Here is a 3435-nt window from a genome sequence, read left to right as displayed (position 1 = left end):
GGCTGACCGCCGGACGGTCAGCCCATCATTGGAAAATGCTGGACATACAGGCACAAAAAAGCCGGCCATGAAACATGGCCGGCTTTTTTACGGGCGATCAGAGCGCCGGAATCAACCTTTGACGAGGAGGCTTTCCTCGGTTACACCGTCAAAGAAGTGCAGATTGTCGAGGTTCACATCCACCTTCATGGCATCACCCGGGGTCGGCGTTTTGTGCACATCGGCTTTGGCGATGATGCGCTTTTCAAGACCTTCTATGGTGACGTACACCACTACTTCATGGCCCAGCGTCTCGACAATATCAACCTTGCCTTCCAGCGTGGCCGTGTTGGTCCAGTCGTGCTCGTCATCCGGCAGTGTGTGCTCGGGGCGGAAACCGATATACACTTCCTTGCCACCATGTTCCTTGGCAACGGCTTTCCATTTTTCAGGAATCGGAAACTCTACCGGCCCCATCTTCGCCTTGGTGCCATCTTCAGTGAACTGGCCCTTGGCCACGTTCATGTTGGGCGTACCAATAAACTGGGCGACAAAAAGGTTCGCCGGGGTGTCATACAACTCGAGCGGTGTGCCCACCTGACGCAGGTTGCCGTCGTGCAGCACGGCGATCCGGTCACCCATGGTCATGGCTTCCACCTGGTCATGGGTTACATAGACCGATGTGATGGCCAGGCGCTTTTGCAGCTTGGCAATTTCCGCGCGCATTTGTACCCGCAGCTCAGCATCAAGGTTGGACAGCGGCTCATCGAACAGGAACACAGAGGGCTTGCGCACGATCGCGCGGCCCAGAGCAACACGCTGCCGCTGGCCACCCGACAGTGCTTTCGGCTTGCGATCAAGCAGGTGTGTCATGCCCAGCGTCTTCGCGGCCTCGTCGACCAGCGTATCGATTTCGTCTTTCGGCATCTTGCGCAGGCGCAGACCGAAAGCAATGTTTTCCCGCACTGACATGTGCGGATACAGAGCGTAGCTTTGGAACACCATTGCCACATCACGATCTTTCGGGTGCACGTTGTTGACGCGCCGCTCACCGATGTAAAGATCCCCTTCGGTGATCTCTTCCAGACCGGCGATCATGCGCAACGTAGTGGACTTACCACACCCGGAAGGGCCCACCAGTACCATGAACTCCTTGTCCTTGATGCTGAGATCCAGCCCTTTGATGATATTGACGTCTCCATAACTCTTGACGACGTTCTTGAACTCGATATTGGCCATTGGCTACACACCCACTTGTTCAGTTGTTGTCAGTTTTCAGCCTTGTGCCGGGAGCTGTGCTCTCCGGCCAGCGTGCAAAAGACTATGCGTAATATGGTCGAGTGATTCAAGCGAAAACCGGCGAAATAAATTCAACCCCACACTGAATTCCACCCCTAAAGCCAACTCACTCCACCCCCTAAAGGTAACCGACGTTCTATTCTGCCTGGTTCAGCACATCCCTTTCTGCGGTCATTGCCCGCGCGAACCGGTCAATAGCCGGATCCTGGAACATGCTCACGATGTCGCGGTAAAGCTTGCGCCGCCAGTTCCGGTATTCATCACTGGTCCCCGGAACGTTGACCGGGTTGTTTACCAGCAGCATGTCCTCCAATTGCACCGCCACCAGTTGGGCGTTCCCGCTGGCCAGAAACCGATGGATGGCAAAGCTGAGCTCCGGTGTCATCTCCGGCACTTCAGCAGCGTTGGCACTGCAATCCGGAGGCAATCTGCCCGCTGCCTGCAACGCATCAAGGATGACCTGCTTGCAGGCATCCCGACTGGTCTGCTCGGTATGATAGCTGTCGGGTGTCGGGAACATATTCAGCGACCGGCGCAACTCCAGGTCACTCTTGTTCCAGAAGGCCTTCAGGGTGGGCATGTCATGATTGGCCACAATGGCCAGCGACTTCTGGGCATAGTGTTCCGGAGGCGTGGTACCAAACGGCGATGTCTCAAAATAGAAGACCTTGTTGGAATAGAGCTGAGCCTCGGGGAAACGCTGCACGACCTCATCAGGCACCGTACCCAGGTCTTCTGCTATCACCATGCACTGATTGCGCTGGCTCTCCAGGTTCAGGATACCGAGCAGATGATCGAGGTTGTAATGCACATAAACACCCTGCGAGGCATCCGAGTCGGGCGGGCACCACCAGAGTCGGAACAAAGCCATGGCGTGGTCAATGCGCAGGGCGCCGCAGCCGCGCATATTGTTGCGTACCAGCGTTATGAAAGTGGCATAAGCCTCCGCTTCGAGCTTGACCGGATCCAGGGGTGGCAACCCCCAGTTCTGACCCGTGGGGCCCAGGGCATCAGGCGGCGCCCCTACACTGGCATCAGTGCAGAAAATTTCCCGATTGGACCAGACTTCTGCACCACCCCGATCGGCCCCTACCGCCAGGTCCCGATACAGGCCGAGAGCCATACCGGACGCCTCGGCCGCGCCATTCACGCGCCGCAACTGCTCATCGGCGATAAACTGCAGATAGAGACGATACTGGATAGCGTCTTCGTTTTCCTCGGTGAAGGCCTTCACCTCCGGCGAATGATGATCGCGGTAGGGCTCCGGCCAGACCGGCCATCCCCAGGCGTTGATGTCACGCTCCTTGAAATGGGCCAGCAGCGCTTCGAAGGTGGCATGCTCGAACAGGGGCTCACCTCCCTGCGCAACAAAGGACCGGAACTGACGGCCCCGGTCTGTGTCGGCCGTCAGGTGCAGGTCGCGAAACACCTCGTAGAGGCCACTGAAGAAACGATATTTGAGTGGACTCAGTCGCCCATAGTCGACATGCGTGTCGGCACGGAGCTCTTCCAGCAGTGATTGAACTTCTGACGATTCGTAGTACTGGCGCAGGCGTGGTGCATGCTCGAACTCCGGCACCCGGGTGATATCGACATACAGTGGATTGATAAAGCTGCGATTGGAGGGACTGTAAGGGCTGGCATGCTCAGGGCTGATCGGATAAAGAGAATGAATCGGGTTCAGCCCGATAAATCCGGCACCGCGAGCACTCATTTCGCCAATCAGTGCCTCCAGGTCGCTGAAGTCACCCATTCCCCAATTCTGCTCCGAGCGTAGCGTGTAGAGCTGGATCGCCGTCCCCCAGATACGCTCGCCATCGGCCATGACCTTGCTTTGATAACTGCATGCGGGTGCAATGATCAGAGTCGCCTCGGAGGCCTTGGCCCCCAGCTCAAGACGCACATGATGGTAGCCAAGCGGCAGCGCTTCAGGGATGGGCAGGCTGCGCCGCGAATACCGCTGCTCACCGATCCAGTATTCCCCGATGTCTTCCAGTTCGCCGGGGCGCCACTCGCCCTCCAGCTCCGAAAGACCATCTTCGAGAATCACGGTCCAGCGACCTGCCACGCCGGCGAGCGCGTCGGGCACATGACACTCGATGCCGGCACCGGAAGACTCGAAGACGACATAGACCGGGCGCAGCAGGTGCGTCCAGG

General features: G+C 57.8%; 2 protein-coding genes. Both read right to left on the bottom strand.

Going from position 1 to position 3435, the window contains the following annotated elements; all coding sequences use genetic code 11:
• Positions 1-111: 111 nt before the first annotated feature.
• A complete protein-coding gene (locus LAT62_RS16230) occupies positions 112-1218 on the bottom strand; it encodes an ABC transporter ATP-binding protein (protein WP_293386267.1) in 1107 nt (368 codons plus the stop codon).
• 196 nt (positions 1219-1414) lie between these two features.
• Positions 1415-3435: 4-alpha-glucanotransferase (malQ, locus tag LAT62_RS16225; protein WP_293386265.1), on the bottom strand; the 2021-nt coding region annotated here is incomplete at its 5' end.

The sequence above is a fragment of the Natronospirillum sp. genome (genome assembly GCF_022565775.1).
GTDB lineage: Bacteria > Pseudomonadota > Gammaproteobacteria > Pseudomonadales > Natronospirillaceae > Natronospirillum.
Note: the sequence above shows the minus strand (reverse complement) of the source record. Positions and strands in the feature narration are given on the sequence as shown.

Coding starts and splice junctions, on each gene's coding strand:
- LAT62_RS16230 (WP_293386267.1), bottom strand. CDS start 1,218: ATGGCCAATATCGAGTTCAAGAACGTCGTCAAGAGTTATGGAGACGTC.